Genomic DNA, 18,064 nt, shown 5'->3' on the forward strand with positions numbered 1-18,064 from the left:
GGTGATACTTTTAGGAAGCACAGGCTCTATTGGTGTAAATGCTCTACAAATCGCACAAAAATTTCAATCGCCCATTGAAAGTTTAAGTGCAGGACGTAATATTAAATTACTCAATCAACAAATTGAGATACATCGACCTAAAAAAGTGGCGATCATGGAAGCTCAAGATTTACAAATACTCTGTGCACAAGGTGCAAAAGTCTATATTGGACAAGAAGGTATTTGTGAAATGATAAAAGATTCTGATTCATCTTTGGTCATTAATGCTTTAGTCGGTTTTTCAGGACTTTTACCAACTTTTGAAACCCTAAAATGCAATAAAAAACTAGCTTTAGCCAATAAAGAATCTCTTGTAAGTGCTGGATGGCTTATAGATGCAAGGAAAATTATCCCTATTGATAGCGAACATTTTGGATTATGGTATTTAAACAATACTAAAACTTTTAAAAAACTCATTATTACAGCAAGTGGTGGTGCTTTCAGAGATGAATTGATTGAAAATATTGCTTCTAAAAATGCACAAGAAGCACTTCGTCACCCTAATTGGTCAATGGGTAAAAAAATCACTATTGATTCAGCAAGTATGGTAAATAAACTTTTTGAAATCATAGAAGCCAAATGGCTTTTCAAAACCAATGAAATTGAAGGTTATATTGAAAGAAGCTCAAACATCCATGCTTTAATTGAATTTCTAGATGGTAGCACAACTGCACATTTTGCGTATCCTGATATGAAACTCCCTATTGCCTATGCCATAGATAAACAAAAAGCCTCACAAAATCAAATCATCCCAAACCTAAAACTTGAAACACTTCCAAATATAAAATTTGAACCTATTGATACACAAAAATATCCCCTATGGGGACTTAAAGATATACTCATCAAAAAACCAAAATTGGGTGTTATTTTGAATGCAAGCAATGAAGTAGCAATCCAAAAATTTTTGCAATCTAGGATTGTTTTTGGAGATATCCAAAAAATGATTACAAAAAGCCTTCAAAATTTTGAGGATTGTGTTGAAAATCTTCAAAATATTGAAGATATTATAAGACTGGATAAAGAAGTTAGAAGCTTTACAAATACAATTATTTAAGTTTGATTTTGGATTTTTTTAGACTTGGTTTAGCATCTGCTTTGAACCAATTTTTAATACGATCAAAACATTCTTCAAAAAGATTCTTATGTGGCTCACTTTCATAACCAAAGCTATTATGTAATTTTAATAAAAGCTCTCTTTGCTCTTCATTGAGCTGTTTTGGATAAATAATCTTAATAATAGCTATCAAATCCCCATAACCTTTATCATTGACTTCTTTTATCCCTTCATCTTTGAATATAAATTTTGAGCCATTTTCAGAATTTGGTGGTATATTCAATTCAACTTCTCCTCGCAATGAAGGGATTTTTATCTTAGCACCTAATGGAATAGAGGTAAAAAATACAGGTATTTCAATATAAACATCACTCCCATCACGGACAAAATAATCATCATGTTCAACAAATGTAACAATATATAAATCACCTCTTGAGCCATTTTTTAACTCATTACCTTTACCAACAACACGCATTCTATTTTCATCATCCATCCCTTCAGGGATAGATATCTCAAAGCTTTCTTCTGCAAAATTAAAACCTTCACCATTACAAATAGAACATCTTTCTTTGGTAATAGAACCTTCTCCAGAACACCTTGAACAAGTTTGTGAAAAAGTTACAAATCCTTGTCTCATAAACACTTGCCCTTTACCACCACAATCAGGACAAACTTGAACTTTTCCGTCTTTTGCTCCAGTACCATCGCAATCTTTACAATAAACTTTATATTTTGTCTGGATTGTTTTTTTACAACCAAAAACAGCTTCCTTAAAGCTCAAATCTAATTTATAAATATAATCAGGAATAAATTTAATTTTTTTCTCTCTCCTGCTAGATCCACCAAAATTAAATCCTCCTCCAAAAGCAGACTCAAAAATAGAACCCAAATCGCCAAAAATATCACTAAAATCACGTCCACTAAAACCCATTCCATTGTTTTCTAGTCCTTTTTTACCATACTGATCATAAATTTGACGTCTTGTATCATCGCTTAATACTTCATAAGCTTCATTGATTTTTTTAAACATTTCTTCAGCTTGTTTATTTTCAGGATTTCTATCAGGGTGATATTTCAATGCCATTTTTCTATAAGCTTTCTTGATAACTTCTTTGTCACTAGTTTTGCTAATTTCCAAAATTTCATAATAATCAAAACTTTCCAAAATATCTCTCCATCACAAAAAATTTTTTTTAGTGTGAATTTTATCTTAAAAAACTTTTATCCATTGTTAAAATAGCTTTGGATAACATTACAATCATGAAAAATTATAAAAATAATCTTAATCATTTTTTCTCGCTTGTTGAATCCCTTGAGCAACTCCCAACAATCGGAAAAAAATCAGCTCAAAAAATGGCATATTATTTAAGCATAGATGATAAATATCTTGCCTTAAAAATAGCACATTGCATAGAAAATGCTATTGATTATGTAAAAAAATGCAGCATATGTGGAGGGTTAAGCGAAAATGAAATATGCGAAATATGTTCAGATGAAAATCGTAATAATGGACAACTTTGCATTATCTTACATCCAAAAGATATTTTTACTATTGAAGAAATTGGTGAGTTTGAAGGACAATATTTTACGATTGGAGAGCTTGAAAAAATTGATTTTACAACATTTAAAAAAAATATTAAAGAAAAAAATATTAAAGAGATCATATTTGCATTTTCCCCTACCCTTGCTAATGATGCGATAATGCTTTTTATTGAAGACAAATTACAAGGATTGGATTTAACATTCAGTAAAATTGCACAAGGAGTCCCTACAGGCATAGGGTTAGAAAATATTGATCAATTATCACTTTCACGAGCTTTTAGTTCTAGGATAAAAATTTAAAAACTTAGATAATTTTAAGGTCGAAATCTGTAGAATCATAAAGTGTATGGATTTATCCTGAAAATAATAATATCTAAACACAAACTAAACAAAACTAAAAGGAGAGTTAAAATGAAAAAAATTCTCGCCTTAACACTACTTGGTGCTTTAAGTATTGGAATTGCTGCTGAAGCTCCTGCAGCATTTAGAAAATGCGTTGCTTGTCATGGCATTAATGGACAAAAAGTTGCTCCAGGAGCAAAAGGTGGAGTAACCATCGCAGGACTCCCAAAAACTAAATTGCTTGCTGATCTAAAAGGCTATAAAGCAGGTACAGCCGATAATGGTGGTGCAAAAGCAATTATGTATGGGCAAATGAAAAATGTTTCGGATACTGATATTGAAGCACTTGCTGATTATATTTCTAAACTTCCTCCGAAAAAATAATTTTCATTTCAGGGTTTTCCCTGAAAATACTAGAAAATAATGTCAAAAATTCTCATTGATTCTCAAAAATTCAAAAATAATCTTGATACCATTACTTATCATATTAAAGATAAAAATAAACTTGCATTAGTATTGAAAGATAATGCTTATGGACATGGTATTGAACAAATAGCTCTTTTGGCTAAAGATTATGGTATTAAGAATGTTTTTGTAAAAAACGAACTTGAAGCACTTAAGATAGCTGAGTTTTTCGAACATATTACAGTTTTATATAAAAATATAAGCCAACAAGCTCCAAAAAATATTCATCCAAGTATCAATACTTTAGAAGATATACAAAAATGTGATGCATATCGTCTTGTCGAACTCAAAATCAATATAGGGATGAATCGAAATGGAATACCTAAAGAAGAATTATCATTTTTTATTGAAAAAATCTTGAGTAAAAAACTTCAATTATTAGGTGTTTTTGCTCATAATGGATATGGTGATGAACTAGGAGATGATTTTGACAATATACAAAAAAACTTTTCAGAAATCAAAGAAGAAGTTCGCTATTTGTCAAAAAAAATGGGTTTTCCACTACCAAGATTTCACTCATTAAGCTCTTCTGGAGCATTGAGGAGTTCGAAGATTGATGATGATTTGGTTCGTATTGGCATTGCTGCTTATGGTTATTTGGCTCAAAATTTTTCTTTGCCAATTTCTAATTCACTAAAACCTATTGCTTCCCTTTGGGCAGATAAAATATGTGAACAAAAACTTCCAAAAGGTTCAAAAATTGGATATGGAGGGAAAAGTGTCTTAAAAGAAGATTCTATCATTAGCACTTATGACATTGGTTATGGAGATGGATTATTTAGAGTGAATGAAAACAAAGCCGAACTAAAAACATCTGAAGGCTATCCTATATTGCCTATTACTTCAATGGATTGTTTTTCTTGTATTTGCCAAAAAGAAAAGGTTTGCGTTTTTGATGATGTTTCTTTGATAGCTAAAATATTTGATACTATCCCTTATGAAATCCTTACTCATTTATCTCCCTTTATACAACGAAGTATTATTTAATGGATAAGATTTATGCACTCAATCATTCCCCAATAGATTTTTATTTTTCCCAGAATCCAAGAGATTTTATGGTCAGAGAAATTCCATTGTATCCCTTTAATAATGAAGGAGAACACCATATTTTAAATGTCAGGAAAAAAGGATTAAATACATCAGAAATGATAAAATTCCTATCAAATATTTTTGGTTGTAAGGCAAGTGATATAGGCTATTGTGGTCTTAAAGATAAATCCGCTACAACAACCCAATACATCTCTATTCACAAAAATTATACAAAAAATCTTGATAGCGTAATGCACTTGCTAGAAGATAAAAATATAAAAATAATTTCTGCTACTTACCATAACAACAAACTCAAAATCGGACATCTAAAAGGGAATAAATTTTTTATTCGACTTAAAAAAATTACGCCTTCTGCATTTAATAAAATTGACTCTATTTTACACAATATCCAAAAAATAGGTTTGCCAAATTATTTTGGCTACCAAAGATTTGGCAAAGAAGGTAATAATCATCTTGAGGGTGAAAAAATTATCCACAAGAAACTCAAACTCAAGGATAAAAAACTAAGCCATTTCCTCATATCAGCTTATCAGAGTTTTTTATTCAATCAATGGCTAAGCAATAGGATTAAACTTAGCAAGATATTTGAAACTTTTGAACCTTATGAAATCAAACAAGCAATAGCCCAAGAAAATTTTCCTCTGTCTTTAGAATCTATCAAATCTATCAAATCTCAACCCCATTTTTTTAAGCTATTTGAAGGGGATTTGATGTGTCATTATCCTCACGGAAAACTATTTGTTTCAGAAACATTTGAGGACTCAGAACGTTTTTTAAATAAAGATATTTCACCTACAGGACTTTTGTGTGGTTCAAAAACACCTCGTTGTCAATCAATAGCAAAAGAAATAGAGAAAGATTTTGACAAAGATATCCAAGCCATAGGTTCAAGACGATTTGCATGGATATGGATTGAAAATCTTCAATACAAGTATATTCAAGAAAATGCTTGGCTAGAACTTGAATTTTTTCTACCCAAAGGAAGTTATGCAACTACCCTAATTGAAGAACTTGCACATAAAAATATTAAAATTGATTAAGGTTTTTTTGTAATAATACCAAATCAAACAAGGAAAGAAATGATGAATTTTGAAACTATAATTTCTAAAAATCGTTTCAAAACCAATATGGTTTTAATAACTTATATGCTAATTTTTATCTTGATTGGTTTGCTCGTCGATATTATCAGGATAAATGCATCAACATTAAGTAGTGGTTTTATTAGCCTAATTACCTTTGAAACCTTTCCCACAATCACAATATGTATGCTTTTAGTATGTATAGGTATCATTTTCATATCTATCCAAAACTTTACAGGAATTATGCTTAATGGAAGTGAATATAAATTGATAAATCCAAATAAAGTCCTGAGCAAAACAGAAAAAGAAATATATGGGATTTTAGAAGAACTTATCAAAGAATCTCAAAGTAATTTTATACCTAAACTTTATGTAATGGAAGCACCTTATATGAATGCCTTTGCAAGTGGTTGGAATGAAAAAAATTCCCTCATAGCCATTACAACAATGTTAATAAAAAACCTTACAAAAGAAGAATTAAAAGCAGTAATGGCACACGAGCTTAGTCATATTAAACATGGAGATATTCGACTGACAATGTGCGTGGGCATACTTAGCAATATTATGCTTTTAGTTGCAAATTCTGCTGTATGGATGTTTATGGGGAATAATCGTGAAAAAGGAGCAAATACTGCAAAAACAATATTGTTCATTTTGCAATTTATACTCCCTATTTTTACTTTATTTTTACAAATGTATCTTAGTAGGAGTCGTGAATATATGGCAGATAGCGGAGCTGCTTACATCATGAATGATTCAAAGCCTATAATAAGGGCTTTACAAAAAATAAGTGGCGATTATAGCACGAATGATTATTCTGAAATTGATACAAACCCTACTAGAAAAGCAGCTTATATTTTTAACTCTTATGAAGCTTTTAGTACGCACCCTAGTATTCAAAATAGAATCAAATCCCTTTTAGGCAGAACACAATGAATAAGGAAATTTTTTTCAAATATTTTTTCAATCAAATTGGCGAAGACTTCGAAAGAGAAGGATTAAAAGACACTCCCATAAGAGTAGAAGAATCTTGGAATTTTCTTTATAGTGGATACAAACAAGATCCCAAAAAAGCTCTTGGAAGTATTTTTGAACAAGGTGCTTGCGATGAAATGGTGATGCTAAAAAATATTGAGTTTTATTCTATATGTGAACACCATATATTGCCATTTTTTGGTCATATTAGCTTAGGATATATCCCTGATAAAAAAGTTGCAGGTATCAGTGGTCTAGTCAAACTCATAGAAATTTATTCCAGAAGGCTTCAAATCCAAGAAAAACTCACCACTCAAATTGCAGATACAATCATGGAAGTTTTAGCCCCTAAAGGAGTAATGGTAGTGTGCGAAGCACAACATTTATGTATGAGTATGCGTGGGGTACAAAAACAAAATGCACGTATCAATACAAGTGCCATCAGAGGATTATTTAAATCAGATCCCAAAACAAGATCTGAATTTATGCAACTATTAAAATAAAGTTTATTTATAAGCCTTAATAGCTTTATCCAAAATCACTTGTGCTTGTTCTTTACCTTCAAAACCTTTTACCTTCACCCATTTATTTGGCTCTAACATTTTATAAGTCTCAAAAAAGTTTTTAATCCTATCTAAAGTAATTTTTGGTAAATCATCCAAAGATTTTATAGGCTCAAAATATGGATCTATCTTACTGATAGGTAAGGCTAAAAGCTTTTCATCCAATCCACTTTCATCTTCCATAATCAATACACCGATTAAACGACATTTGATAATACAGCCAGCTTGAAGCGGATATTCATTTAAAACTAAAATATCAGCAGGATCGCCATCTTCACTCAATGTATTTGGAACAAAACCATAATTAGCTGGATAGAACACTGCACTATACATTATACGATCAACTACAACCGCACCGCTGTCTTTATCAATCTCATATTTAATATTTGATCCATAAGGAATCTCAATAACTGCATTGATTTTATCAGGATTCTCTCCTATGGATAATTTCGAAATGTTCATTTTTTACTCCTTAAATTTTTGATTGAATGAAACTTTCTATTTCGTTTACAATTTCTTCAATGCTTCTTTCTCCATTGATTTTCTTTAAAATACCTTTATGAGAATAAAAAGTTTCAATAGATTCAAGAGGTTCTAAATAAACCTTCATTCTATTATCAAAAATTTCAGTATCATCATCAGCACCTCTTGCTCTCCCTAAAACCCTATCTCTAGCAATATCCTCACTCACAACAACCTCAATAACATTCAATAATTCAATATCACTTTGGGATTTGAGCACTTTATCTAAAGCTTCCATTTGTTGAATACTTCTAGGATATCCATCAATTAAAATAATCTGTTTAGGAGTATTGTTGATAGCTGTAACAATTGTTTCTACAACAATTTCTAAAGGAACTAAATTTCCCTTACTAGTAAAACTATCTATTAGCTTACCCCTTTCGCTCCCACTTGTAATTTCAGATCTGAGCAAATCTCCTGTTGAATAATGCACAATCCTATCGCTATGATTTTGTGCAATAATCTGGGCATCAGTAGTTTTTCCACTCCCAGGTGCTCCAATTAACAAAAATAATTTTTTCATTCCTTCTCCCTTTTGTTTAATTTTGATTTTTATTAGGATTTCTTAAACGAATATGTAGCTCTCTAAGCTGCTCTTCATTTACTTTGCTAGGAGCATTTGTAAGCAAACAAGATGCTTTTTGGGTCTTTGGAAAAGCTATAACATCTCGAATACTAAACGCTTTAGATAATAACATTACAAGCCTATCCAAACCGATAGCAATACCTCCATGAGGAGGAGCCCCATAACTCAATGCTTCTAATAAAAACCCAAATTTATCTTCGGCTACTTTTTTATCAATATTTAAAATATCAAATATTTTCTCTTGAATCTCCTCTTTATGGATTCTAATACTTCCTCCACCAAGCTCTATGCCATTTAAAACTATATCATAAGCTATAGATTCTATCTCTTCAATATCTTCTTTATCCAAATTTTTTGGCATAGTAAAAGGATGGTGCAAGGCTGATACTTTACCTTCCGTTCGTTCAAACATTGGAAAATCAACTACCCATAAAAATTCAAATTTATCCTCATCAATTATTTTCATGTCTTGAGCTATTTTAATCCGAAGTCTACCCATATAATCCCAAACTATTTTTTTCTCTCCTGCTCCAAAAAATATAATATCACCATTTTCTATACCCAATCTTTGGAGTAAAATTTCCATATTTTTTTCAGAAATAAATTTTACTAAAGGACCTTTAAGTCCATCTTCTTTGCATTGAATATAAGCCAAACCTTTAGCTCCAAATTTCCTAACAAATTCTTCTGCTTCGCCCAAACTTTTACGTGTGAAAATATTATCCCCACCTTTTACTTTCAATGCCTTAAAACGATTTTTGATTTTATCTTTGGCAATAGAACTAAAAATTTCATTACTGGAATCTTCAAATAAATCACTAACTTCAATCAATGGCATAGAGAATCTTAAATCTGGCTTATCGGATCCATAACTTTCCATTGCCTCATTATATTTCATTCGTTTAAATGGGATTTGTATGTCCTTAGAAACAGTAGCAAAAATATTTTTAAGTAATTTTTCCGTTACTTCTATGACATCTTCTTGTGTACAAAAACTCATCTCAATGTCAATTTGGGTAAACTCAGGTTGTCTGTCTGCTCGCAAATCTTCATCACGAAAACATCTAGCTATCTGAAAATATCTATCAAATCCACCAACCATCAAAAGTTGTTTGAATAATTGAGGACTTTGAGGTAAAGCAAAAAATTCACCATCATGCACCCTACTAGGAACTAAATAATCTCTAGCTCCTTCTGGAGTGGTTTTTGATAAAATCGGTGTTTCTACTTCTAAAAAATCCATTTTTGCCAATGTATTCCTAATTGCAATAGCAATATCACTACGCATTTTAAAAACTTCAAAAGATTTTTTAGAACGTAAATCTAAATATCGATATTTCAATCGCAAATCCTCATTCACACTGTCATTTCCAACAAAAATAGGTGGAGTAAGGCTCTTATTTTCAATTATCAATTCATCAAGAACAACTTCGATCTTGCCAGTTTTGAGTTTTGGATTTTCAAGTCCCTCTCCTCTTGCCCTTATCTTACCTTTGGCAATCAAAACATATTCATCTCTTACATTTGAAGCTATATTATATGCAGGCGTCGCAGGATCGCAAACTAACTGAATCAAACCACTCTTATCCCTCAAATCAATAAAAACTACACCTCCATGATCTCTATAAGTATTACACCATCCACATAAACTAACTTGCTTGCCTATATCATTTTCATTCAAATCCGCACATAAATGAGTCCTTAACATTATTACCTTTCCTAAAAAATAAACTCAATATTCTGTCAAATATTGCTTCAAAAGTTCTTCAATTTCCAAAGCATTTGATTTAGTAATAAAACCATCTGCATCCAAAACCTTAGCCATCTGTTTATTAGAATCACTACTCATAGAAGAATTAATAATAACTGGAATATGCTTTGTTTGAGGATTCTCTTTTACTTGTTTTAGGACTTCAAATCCTGAAACTTCAGGCATTTCTAAATCTGTGATGATTGCACCTATATGCTCAATATTGTTGTCTGATTTTAAATAATCCAATAAAATTCTTCCATTTGGAAAAGTGAAATATTTTAAATCAAGTTTTTCTATAATTTTTTGTAAAGATTTTGCAGCTGATTTAGAATCTTCGACCAATAAAATAATTTTATTGCTACGAATAGTCTCAATAGGCTGGAGCTCTAGTCCTGAAAAATCTTCTAGCATTGGAAAAGCATCTAAAATCATTTTTTCAACATCTAAAATCTGTATGACTGAACCATCATCATATTTTGTCGTGGCTGTAACTTTACTATCACTATCAAAACCATATTCACTCCCCACACTGACCTCTGACCAATTTTTTTGAATAATCCGTTTCACGCCAAGTATTTTCAACCCTATAGTATGGTTTGAAAAATTACATATCACTACTAAACTTTTTTTTCCTTCAATAGAATAAGGTCTTAAATCCCTTTGTGTATCCTGCGAACTATAATGAAGCCATCTTTTCATATCTACTAAAGGGATAGATTCACCCCTCACAGTCAAAAAACCAAGCATTATGCCATCATTTTCTCCTGCCGTTTCAGTAAACTCACCATTATAATAAATAATCTCTCGGATTTTGAACACATTCATTGCATATAATTGAGAATTGGATTCATTATCAAGGGTAAAACACAAAAATTGAACTTCATTATTAAGATGTAATGAAGTCGTTTTATCAACATCACTTATCAAAAAGACTCCTTTATCCTTACTTTCCTAAATAACATACCAAATCAATGATATAATATTACCTAAAATACAATAAAATTTTCATATCAATGAGGTATTGATGATAAAAAATTTTGAAAATTATAAAAAAAATATTGCCCTGTTAGAGCGAATGGCTTATCACTACTATGTATTAGATGATCCTATATCTACAGATGAAGAATATGATGAATTATATCATCAAATAAAGGACTATGAAGAACAAAATCCCAATCAAGTTATTTTAACATCTCCAACCCAAAGAGTTGGAAGCAATGTATTAGAAGCATTTCAAAAAAATAAGCACCTTGAAAGAATGTGGAGTTTGGATGATATTTTCAATCCAGGAAAGCTGGAAGAATGGTTAAACAGAATCTATAAATCTTGGCCAAATATAAATTTTACCTGTTCACCTAAATTTGATGGGGCTTCTTTAAATTTATACTATAAAAATGGAATATTACAAAGTGCGACAACTAGAGGAGATGGTATTGAGGGAGAACTTATCACTCAAAATGCAAAAACTATTCGTTCTATCCCTCTTAAAATACCCTATAAAGAAAGTATTGAAATCAGAGGAGAAGTAGTCATCACCAAAGATGATTTTGAAAAAATCAATCAAGAAAGACTTCAATCAGGTGAAAATCTGTTTGCTAATCCAAGGAATGCAGCTGCTGGAAGCTTGAGACAATTAGACCCTAAAATTACAGCTAAAAGAAAATTAAAGTTCATTCCTTGGGGAATTGGGAAAAACCAAATTCAAAAAGGAAGTTTTTTTAAACTTATAAATGAAATTTTACAATATGGCTTCTACCCTACTCCTTTTATTAAATATTGCGAAAATATTGAGGATATTCAAGCCTGCTATGATAATCTTTTAAGTATACGACATGATTATCCAATTATGCTTGATGGAATGGTAATCATGACTGATTCTATTGAGGCACAAAAAAATTTAGGATACACAATAAAATCTCCTCGATTTGCTTGTGCATACAAATTCCCTGCAATCGAAAAAAGTTCAACAATTCTATCCATAACCAATCAAGTTGGAAGAACTGGCGTCATTACACCTGTCGCAGAACTTAAACCTATTGAAATTGAAGGGGCTATAATTTCTAGAGCCACATTACATAATTATTCGGAAATAGAAAAAAAAGACATTAAAATCAATGACACCGTTATTATCATTCGTAGTGGAGATGTTATCCCAAAAATTATAAAATCCATACAAACTCTAAGGGATGGGACTCAAATAGATATAAAAAAGCCCACTCATTGTCCAATTTGTGGGAGCGAACTTTTAATAGAAGAGATTTTTATCCGTTGTCAAAATCTCTCTTGTAAGGCAAGACTCAAAGAATCAATCGCTTACTTTGCCTCAAAGAAAGCTCTTAATATAGAAGGACTAGGGGAAAAAATCGTTGAACAACTCCTTCAAGAAGGTATCATTTTAAATATACTTGATCTCTATAGTATCAAAATAGAAGATTTATTAAAACTTGAAGGTTGGAAAGAAAAAAAAGCTCAAAATCTCATCAATGCAATCAAAAATACAAGAAACATCCCTTTATGGAGACTACTCAATGCACTTGGAATCGAACATATTGGAGAAGCTGCAAGCAAAAAACTTGCTTCAAATTTTGGACTAGAAGTTTTTCAAAAAAATTATGATGAAATCAATTCTATTGATGGATTTGGAAAAGAAATGGCAGCTTCAGTGATTGATTTTGGAATAGTAAATAAAAATTTAATAAAAAAATTATTTGAAATCATTTCACCTCAAATTCCTCAAAATATAGCAACAAAATCAAATTCTTTTTTTGCTCTAAAAACGATTGCATTAACAGGAAGTCTATCAAAACCCAGAGAAGAAATATCCTCGTTACTAGAATCATTAGGAGCAAAAATGACTTCAAGCATAAGCAAAAAAACTGATCTAATTATTTATGGACAAAATGCTGGAAGCAAACTGAAAAAAGGAAAAGAATTAAATATTGAATTGATTGATGAAAAACAATTCAAAATAAGATTAAAAAATGAAGGCATTGAATTATAAATAAATCTTAAAGACCATACTTTCTTTCATCTATAACTCAATGTGAACAACCACAGCCTCCACCACCTCCACAACAACCACCTTCTTCCTTATGATGTCCTTCACCAGTCCCACAACCACAACCCCCACCGATATGACCACTTATGATTTCTTCTTCGGTAGGCTCTCTTGAATCTAGAACAGTTATATTAAACAAAAGTGTTTTACCAGCAAGAGGATGATTATAATCAATCATAACCATTTTATCACTAAAATCTTTGACAATAACTTGAACTGTTTGTCCATTTTCTCCCTGTCCAAAAAGAGTCATCCCTTTTTTCAAATCAATACCTTCAAACTGTTCTCTAGGAATCTCTTGCAAAAAATCATTCCTATAAATCCCATAGGCTTCTTCAGGCTTCACTTCAATTTCAATTTTCTTTCCAATTTCTGCACCAATGATTGCTTTTTCTAATCCAGTAATAACTTGACCAGCACCAACTAAAAATTCTAAAGGTTTTGTACCTATATTTGAATCTACAATTTCTTTAGTCCCAAAATCCATCACTTCATACTCAATAGAAACGACTTTGTTATTCTCTATACTGTTCATTTTTTTCCTTTTGTTCGATTTTTTATTTCTATGGCTTTTTGCCCTTGTTCACTATTTGGATATAAGTATATCAAAGAATCTAAAAACTTATGATAATTACTCAAATCTTTTGAATACCTAAATGCCCAAGCCGTATGCCACAACAATATAGGCATATAATTGGCTTTATCATTCAATAAAGCACTTTTTTTATAAAAACTGATTGCTTCTTTATAGTCCTTTTGTTTATAAGCAATTTCTCCCAAGAAATATAAACTATGTGCTGGCCTATAATTACTCTCTACCATCCATTCAAATCTAGCTTTGGCTTCTTGAAGTTTATTTTGAGGAATCATTTTCCTTGCTTCTTGAAAAATTTCTTTTTGCTTGGAAACATCTTTCTTAAAATTATTTGGATTTATATATTGTGAAGATTTTGAAACTTTTGGATTTGATTGCTTGTTTAAATCTTTATTTGTATCTGGACTTGGAGTTTGGATTTCTAAATTCTGTCTGATAGTATTGAGTTGAGAAATCATGGTCGTATTTATCTGTGTGAGCAAATTACTCAGATCGTTTAGTTTTTTATCCAATTCTTTTATGGATTTTTGATTATTATCAACTTCTGTTTTGAGTGCTTGAATTAAATCTGCTTGTTGCTTTAATGTATTAGAATGCAATTCTTGCACAGATTCCAAAGATTTTATAGAATTTTGATGATTAGCCACACTATCAAGTAAATTTTTTATCTTTAAACTCTGACCTTCAAATAAACTCTTTAGTCCATCTTGAATTTGCTCAAGAGAAGAAACTCTATTTTGCAAATCTGTCACAACAGATTCAAGAGTTTTATTCGTTGATTTTATGGTGCTTAACTCTTTTTTGGTTGCACCACTCTGAAGTTCAAAAGCAGAAGGTTCTGCATTTAAAGGTATATAAATCAAGAAAATTAAACATAACTTATATTTATAACAAAAATCCTTCACTTGACTCATTTTTAACACTATTTATTTGACAAGCTTTATATCAGCTCTTCTATTTTTTTGATAGCATTCTTTTGTTTTTTCTTGGCAAATTGGTTTACTCTCACCAAAACTAATGACTCTAATTTTGTCTTTAGAAATACCTTTGATCACCAAAGCACTTTTAACACTCAAGGCTCTTTTAGTTCCTAAGGCATAATTATACTCATCAGAACCAAATTCATCAGTATTACCTTCAATTAAAACATTCATATCATTATCTTTGATTTTTTGTGCACTTTCATCAATAATATTCTGCATATCCGATTTTATATTGAATTTATCAAAATCAAAATATATACTACCTATCACTGTACCACTAGGAATTTTTTCTTCTTGTGTTTGTGGCTCAGGAGTTGGTGGTGCTTCTGCAATATTATTTTGAATCTCTTCATGCGTAACTCCTGAATCAGAAACACTCACATCTTTTTGAGCACAACCTGCAATCAATAAAACAATAGATGCAAAACCAACCATTAAAACCTTATTCATATTTAAACTCCTCATTATTTTTACTTTTTTTTAGTATCCATAGCTCTATTATATCTAAAATTTAATTTGATTTTACCAATCAAAAGCTTGGATTTTAATATTACTCAATGGAAAAAGATAACTGCGATTATAATCCAATCGAATAATTCCCAATGCACTTTGATTTTGAGTTTGCTTCAAAAACATTATACTGCCTCCATCAATAGAAAATCTAGGCATTTGATTCGTCCCATTGGCTGTAAGTCTGCGGATATAATCACTTTTTGTAGAAATCAAATATAAATTAAAAGTATTCAATGCAAATTCATTTGCACTTTCACGACTTGTATAAACAACATAATCTCCATAAGAAGAAGCAGAGCTATTATTTTTACCATGATAAACAACTTGCTCCACAGGTGCATTGATATCAAGCTTTTTAGCAAAAACATTCGGATAACCTGCCCTATCAGAAATAAAAATCATCGCACTATCATCATTGATAAAGTTTCCTGAGACATCAATACCAGGATATCTAGTCAATTGTATTGTTTTTTTTGTTTGTAAATTATATAAAAAAATATCTGATTGTGCGTCTGGAGCAAGGGTTAAGAGTAATTTATTTCCATCTTTGCTTACATCAGAGACAACTGCCATTCCATTACTTTGGATTATATTTTGGCTCAATCCTGTATAAATATTGTATTTTATAATTGTAGGCTTTGCAAGGTATTTTGTATAATAAATTTCTGTTTGATCTGCATTTGCCCATTTTGGAAAAATATTCAAGCCATCTCTTACAATAACCTTTTGATAAGTCAAAGTATAATCAGATATAACAATATCTGTTTGTCCTGAGCCTACATATTTAGATAAAACAACAAAACGATTCATCCAAGCAATAGAGGGAGCTTTAATATAATCATTAATATCAATAGCCATTTTATGTGCAATAAAGGGATATAACTTCTTATCAGAAATAGTATAGATTTTACTGATTTTGAGTTCTGTAGAGTTAATATCATATAAATATAATATTGCTTTATCCTCTTTTGGATCATTCCTCATTTCAATACGCACTAAAAGGTCAATCCTTTTAGACCTATAAGAAGGATAATCAACAAAATTACCCTTATAAGAATCTCCATCAAAAACTTCAAAATGACTACTAACTTTTAAATCTGTCATTAAAATTTTAAAAATTTTCTTAGCCTCTTGTGCATCCTTTGAATCAAAATAACTCACTTCAATGTTAGGAATTTTCTGAACTGTTTTCACAACATCCAATGTAGCATCTACTGCAAATAGAGTGCTACAATAAATAAAAACAAACAATAAAACTCTCATTATTTTCCTTCTGTTTTGAAATTAACCTCAATATTAACAAGTTTTCCTTTCGGATAAGGAGGAAATCTTTGATTTTTTAAGGATTCTAATAAATTTTCTACACTCTTATTATAATCATCATAGTTTGAATATCTCAATATTCTATAACTAAAATCACCATTATCAGTAATTGTCAGTAAAACACTTACTGAAGCATTTTGATAGAATGAAATTTGCCATTTTGAATATAAAATCTTATAAACTTCAGAAAACCACTTATCATAAATACCATCAGAAGTGTCTGGTTTAGGGCTCTGTGATTGAATATCAATGATTTTATTTTTAATAGTATTTAATTTTGCATTGAAATTTTGTATACTATTTTGAAGCTCTTCAAAAGCCTTTTGTCTTCGTTTATTCATTTCCAAATTTTTTACTTTTTCATCTCGATTATCAGGAATTTCATCTTTTGAAGAAAGTTCATTATCAATAGAAGAAAAAACATCCTTTATCCCAGTACCTTCCAAAGGATTCCCACCTTCATCTTGATCTTCACTTCTAGAATTATCCAAAAGAGCATCAATAGAAATAGCTTGCTCAATTTTTGTATCCATTTTAGGAATGTATTTGATTGGATCAGAAAACCAAAATCCAAAAATGAGTCCAAATACAATAAAAAAATAGATTAATATGGAAAAAATACCTGAAAGACTGAGCAAAAAACGTTTATTCATTAGCCATTAGTAACCAAAGAAACTTTTAAAAATCCTGCTTCTTTAACACTTTTGAGCAAATAAATAATATTATCATAAGTCAAATTTTTATCTGCTTTGATATAAACATTTATATTTTTATCATATTGCCTAGATAAAAGATTAAAAGTATCAGGAAATGAATTATAATCATAAGTACTATTTTTGATATAAATTTTCTTTTTTGAATCCATCCTAATTTCTAGTATTTTATCTTGAGAAGCTTTAAATGTTTTTGAACCTTTAGGCAAGGTAATATCTTCTCGATAAGTAATGGTAGGAGTAGTGATCATCAAAATAGCAAGCAAAACAAGCATTATATCAACCAGAGGAGTTATATTAAGCTCTGGCTTATCATCCCAGTCATAATCATTTTCCATAATCATTCCCAATATTTTTTGAAAGTATGACATCTGTTTGTATTTGAATATATACAGATAAGTCATAAGCTTTACGTTTTAAAATAAGAAAAAAAGAATAAGCAGGGATTGCAGTCAATATCCCGGCAGCAGTAGCTACCAATGCTTTAGAAATAATAGGTGCTATCACATCAAAAGAAACTTGACCACTTATTCCAAGTTTTCCAAAAGCATCTAAAATCTCAATAACTGTTCCAAAAAGACCAATAAAAGGAGCTGTAGAAGAAACAATACTCAAGACAACTAAACCTGTTGTTGCCTGTTTTAAAACCTGATTTTTCCAAATATGAAACATTTCTTTTGAAATATTTTCACCAATATTACTACCAAAATAAAATAAAGAATTTGGAAATTTTTGCTCTCCTTTAAGTATCTTATCCAAAGATACTTTTTCTCTATTGATTAAATATTTAATTGATAAAAATTTATAAATAAAAACCCATAAAGTCAAAATAAAGTATAAAGATAACCAAAAAAGAACAAATAATGTTATAAAACCACTTTGATAAAAAAAATTCTGTATGATTGACAT

General features: G+C 30.4%; 20 protein-coding genes. 8 read left to right on the plus strand and 12 right to left on the minus strand.

What is annotated here, in order from left to right; all coding sequences use genetic code 11:
- The first annotated feature begins 1 nt into the window (after nt 1).
- Nucleotides 2–1,093 (plus strand): 1-deoxy-D-xylulose-5-phosphate reductoisomerase, encoded by a 1,092-nt coding sequence (gene dxr / locus BKH44_RS00565; RefSeq protein WP_095269083.1) that lies wholly within the window; start codon nt 2–4, stop codon nt 1,091–1,093.
- On the opposite strand, the gene dnaJ is transcribed toward dxr, so the two are convergent.
- Nucleotides 1,086–2,258: a molecular chaperone DnaJ gene (dnaJ, locus tag BKH44_RS00570; RefSeq protein WP_095269085.1), complete on the minus strand. Its 1,173-nt coding sequence runs from the start codon at nt 2,256–2,258 to the stop codon at nt 1,086–1,088. The two genes, dxr and dnaJ, sit on opposite strands and share 8 nt — an antisense overlap.
- Nucleotides 2,259–2,353: 95 nt before the next feature.
- Between dnaJ and recR the strand changes: the two genes are divergently transcribed.
- The 6 genes from recR (at nt 2,354) to folE (ending at nt 7,049) form a co-directional block, all read left to right on the plus strand.
- Nucleotides 2,354–2,935, plus strand: a complete 582-nt coding sequence (gene recR, locus BKH44_RS00575; RefSeq protein ID WP_095269087.1) for a recombination mediator RecR — start codon at nt 2,354–2,356, stop codon at nt 2,933–2,935.
- Between the two features lie 111 nt (nt 2,936–3,046).
- Nucleotides 3,047–3,361: a c-type cytochrome gene (locus BKH44_RS00580; protein WP_095269089.1), complete on the plus strand. Its 315-nt coding sequence runs from the start codon at nt 3,047–3,049 to the stop codon at nt 3,359–3,361.
- 39 nt (nt 3,362–3,400) lie between these two features.
- Nucleotides 3,401–4,429 (plus strand): alanine racemase, encoded by a 1,029-nt coding sequence (locus BKH44_RS00585; protein ID WP_095269091.1) that lies wholly within the window; start codon nt 3,401–3,403, stop codon nt 4,427–4,429.
- On the plus strand, nt 4,429–5,532 hold the full coding sequence (gene truD, locus BKH44_RS00590; protein WP_095269093.1) for a tRNA pseudouridine(13) synthase TruD: 1,104 nt from the start codon (nt 4,429–4,431) through the stop codon (nt 5,530–5,532). Before BKH44_RS00585 ends, truD begins: the two co-directional genes overlap by 1 nt.
- Before the next feature lie 39 nt (nt 5,533–5,571).
- Nucleotides 5,572–6,507 carry a zinc metalloprotease HtpX gene (htpX, locus tag BKH44_RS00595; protein WP_180674065.1) on the plus strand — a complete coding sequence of 312 codons (936 nt, stop codon included), beginning with the start codon at nt 5,572–5,574 and terminating at the stop codon, nt 6,505–6,507.
- Nucleotides 6,504–7,049: a GTP cyclohydrolase I FolE gene (gene folE, locus BKH44_RS00600; protein WP_095269096.1), complete on the plus strand. Its 546-nt coding sequence runs from the start codon at nt 6,504–6,506 to the stop codon at nt 7,047–7,049. Before htpX ends, folE begins: the two co-directional genes overlap by 4 nt.
- A 3-nt stretch (nt 7,050–7,052) precedes the next feature.
- Here the strand turns inward: folE and ppa are convergent, their stop codons facing one another.
- Genes ppa through BKH44_RS00620 form a run of 4 tightly spaced genes read right to left on the minus strand, consistent with a single transcriptional unit; the run spans nt 7,053 to nt 10,897 of the window.
- Nucleotides 7,053–7,571, minus strand: coding sequence for an inorganic diphosphatase (gene ppa / locus BKH44_RS00605; RefSeq protein ID WP_095269098.1), 519 nt, complete (start codon nt 7,569–7,571; stop codon nt 7,053–7,055).
- A 10-nt stretch (nt 7,572–7,581) separates the two neighbouring features.
- Nucleotides 7,582–8,154, minus strand: a complete 573-nt coding sequence (locus BKH44_RS00610) for an adenylate kinase (RefSeq protein ID WP_095269100.1) — start codon at nt 8,152–8,154, stop codon at nt 7,582–7,584.
- A 16-nt stretch (nt 8,155–8,170) separates the two neighbouring features.
- Nucleotides 8,171–9,925, minus strand: a complete 1,755-nt coding sequence (gene aspS, locus BKH44_RS00615) for an aspartate--tRNA ligase (protein WP_095269101.1) — start codon at nt 9,923–9,925, stop codon at nt 8,171–8,173.
- Nucleotides 9,926–9,949: 24 nt separating this feature from the next.
- Nucleotides 9,950–10,897 (minus strand): chemotaxis protein CheW, encoded by a 948-nt coding sequence (locus BKH44_RS00620; protein ID WP_095269103.1) that lies wholly within the window; start codon nt 10,895–10,897, stop codon nt 9,950–9,952.
- Between the two features lie 97 nt (nt 10,898–10,994).
- On the opposite strand from BKH44_RS00620, the gene ligA reads away from it, so the two are divergent.
- Nucleotides 10,995–12,971 carry an NAD-dependent DNA ligase LigA gene (gene ligA / locus BKH44_RS00625; RefSeq protein WP_095269105.1) on the plus strand — a complete coding sequence of 659 codons (1,977 nt, stop codon included), beginning with the start codon at nt 10,995–10,997 and terminating at the stop codon, nt 12,969–12,971.
- A 37-nt stretch (nt 12,972–13,008) separates the two neighbouring features.
- On the opposite strand, the gene BKH44_RS00630 is transcribed toward ligA, so the two are convergent.
- The 7 genes from BKH44_RS00630 to BKH44_RS00660 form a co-directional block, all read right to left on the minus strand.
- Nucleotides 13,009–13,563, minus strand: coding sequence for a peptidylprolyl isomerase (locus tag BKH44_RS00630; RefSeq protein WP_095269107.1), 555 nt, complete (start codon nt 13,561–13,563; stop codon nt 13,009–13,011).
- Nucleotides 13,560–14,537, minus strand: coding sequence for a tetratricopeptide repeat protein (locus tag BKH44_RS00635; protein ID WP_180674066.1), 978 nt, complete (start codon nt 14,535–14,537; stop codon nt 13,560–13,562). Before BKH44_RS00635 ends, BKH44_RS00630 begins: the two co-directional genes overlap by 4 nt.
- Before the next feature lie 12 nt (nt 14,538–14,549).
- Complete coding sequence (gene pal, locus BKH44_RS00640; RefSeq protein ID WP_095269110.1) at nt 14,550–15,056, minus strand: peptidoglycan-associated lipoprotein Pal; 507 nt, start codon at nt 15,054–15,056, stop codon at nt 14,550–14,552.
- Nucleotides 15,057–15,128: 72 nt separating this feature from the next.
- Complete coding sequence (gene tolB, locus BKH44_RS00645; protein WP_095269111.1) at nt 15,129–16,382, minus strand: Tol-Pal system protein TolB; 1,254 nt, start codon at nt 16,380–16,382, stop codon at nt 15,129–15,131.
- The gene (locus BKH44_RS00650; protein ID WP_095269113.1) at nt 16,382–17,095 is read right to left on the minus strand and encodes an energy transducer TonB; all 714 of its coding nucleotides are present in this window, start codon (nt 17,093–17,095) and stop codon (nt 16,382–16,384) included. The genes tolB and BKH44_RS00650 overlap by 1 nt, the downstream gene beginning before the upstream one ends.
- Nucleotides 17,095–17,493 (minus strand): biopolymer transporter ExbD, encoded by a 399-nt coding sequence (locus BKH44_RS00655; protein ID WP_095269114.1) that lies wholly within the window; start codon nt 17,491–17,493, stop codon nt 17,095–17,097. The genes BKH44_RS00650 and BKH44_RS00655 overlap by 1 nt, the downstream gene beginning before the upstream one ends.
- Nucleotides 17,483–18,064, minus strand: a complete 582-nt coding sequence (locus tag BKH44_RS00660) for a MotA/TolQ/ExbB proton channel family protein (protein WP_095269116.1) — start codon at nt 18,062–18,064, stop codon at nt 17,483–17,485. Before BKH44_RS00660 ends, BKH44_RS00655 begins: the two co-directional genes overlap by 11 nt.

Source organism: Helicobacter sp. 13S00477-4 (genome assembly GCF_002272785.1).
Taxonomy (GTDB): domain Bacteria; phylum Campylobacterota; class Campylobacteria; order Campylobacterales; family Helicobacteraceae; genus Helicobacter_J.

Excerpts from the sequence above, each read along its gene's own strand:
- aspS (WP_095269101.1), bottom strand. The coding sequence starts at position 9,925 with ATGTTAAGGACTCATTTATGTGCGGATTTGAATGAAAATGATATAGGC.
- BKH44_RS00660 (WP_095269116.1), bottom strand. The coding sequence starts at position 18,064 with ATGTCAATCATACAGAATTTTTTTTATCAAAGTGGTTTTATAACATTA.
- BKH44_RS00655 (WP_095269114.1), bottom strand. The coding sequence starts at position 17,493 with ATGGAAAATGATTATGACTGGGATGATAAGCCAGAGCTTAATATAACT.
- ligA (WP_095269105.1), top strand. The coding sequence starts at position 10,995 with ATGATAAAAAATTTTGAAAATTATAAAAAAAATATTGCCCTGTTAGAG.
- folE (WP_095269096.1), top strand. The coding sequence starts at position 6,504 with ATGAATAAGGAAATTTTTTTCAAATATTTTTTCAATCAAATTGGCGAA.
- BKH44_RS00650 (WP_095269113.1), bottom strand. The coding sequence starts at position 17,095 with ATGAATAAACGTTTTTTGCTCAGTCTTTCAGGTATTTTTTCCATATTA.
- BKH44_RS00610 (WP_095269100.1), bottom strand. The coding sequence starts at position 8,154 with ATGAAAAAATTATTTTTGTTAATTGGAGCACCTGGGAGTGGAAAAACT.
- recR (WP_095269087.1), top strand. The coding sequence starts at position 2,354 with ATGAAAAATTATAAAAATAATCTTAATCATTTTTTCTCGCTTGTTGAA.
- pal (WP_095269110.1), bottom strand. The coding sequence starts at position 15,056 with ATGAATAAGGTTTTAATGGTTGGTTTTGCATCTATTGTTTTATTGATT.
- htpX (WP_180674065.1), top strand. The coding sequence starts at position 5,572 with ATGATGAATTTTGAAACTATAATTTCTAAAAATCGTTTCAAAACCAAT.
- BKH44_RS00635 (WP_180674066.1), bottom strand. The coding sequence starts at position 14,537 with ATGAGTCAAGTGAAGGATTTTTGTTATAAATATAAGTTATGTTTAATT.
- ppa (WP_095269098.1), bottom strand. The coding sequence starts at position 7,571 with ATGAACATTTCGAAATTATCCATAGGAGAGAATCCTGATAAAATCAAT.
- BKH44_RS00630 (WP_095269107.1), bottom strand. The coding sequence starts at position 13,563 with ATGAACAGTATAGAGAATAACAAAGTCGTTTCTATTGAGTATGAAGTG.
- tolB (WP_095269111.1), bottom strand. The coding sequence starts at position 16,382 with ATGAGAGTTTTATTGTTTGTTTTTATTTATTGTAGCACTCTATTTGCA.
- BKH44_RS00580 (WP_095269089.1), top strand. The coding sequence starts at position 3,047 with ATGAAAAAAATTCTCGCCTTAACACTACTTGGTGCTTTAAGTATTGGA.
- BKH44_RS00585 (WP_095269091.1), top strand. The coding sequence starts at position 3,401 with ATGTCAAAAATTCTCATTGATTCTCAAAAATTCAAAAATAATCTTGAT.
- truD (WP_095269093.1), top strand. The coding sequence starts at position 4,429 with ATGGATAAGATTTATGCACTCAATCATTCCCCAATAGATTTTTATTTT.